Raw genomic sequence first — 295 nt, forward strand, 5'->3', positions numbered from 1 at the left:
TGTTCTACCACTGAACTACTTCCGCATATTTAAGTGCCGACTAGAGGAGTCGAACCTCCGACCTTCTGTTTACAAGACAGATGCTCTACCAGCTAAGCTAAGTCGGCAAGTTTCCTTCGGTATTATACCAAACCGCTAGTCATTTGGCAATGAGCCGTGTGGGGATCGAACCCACGACCCTCTGATTAAAAGTCAGATGCTCTACCAACTGAGCTAACGGCTCATGAGCTAATGCTCAATGGAGGATACAGGGCTCGAACCTGTGACCCTCTGCTTGTAAGGCAGACGCTCTACC

The 295-nt window shown here is 49.2% G+C and carries 2 tRNA genes; both read right to left on the reverse strand.

From position 1 onward, the window contains the following. Nucleotides 1-34 precede the first annotated feature (34 nt). Nucleotides 35-107: transfer RNA gene (locus tag FC49_RS09645), tRNA-Thr, on the reverse strand. Nucleotides 108-150: 43 nt separating this feature from the next. Then, nucleotides 151-223, reverse strand: a tRNA-Lys gene (locus tag FC49_RS09650). Nucleotides 224-295: the final 72 nt, after the last annotated feature.

The organism is Limosilactobacillus oris DSM 4864 (assembly GCF_001434465.1).
In the GTDB taxonomy this organism is placed as follows: Bacteria; Bacillota; Bacilli; order Lactobacillales; family Lactobacillaceae; genus Limosilactobacillus; species Limosilactobacillus oris.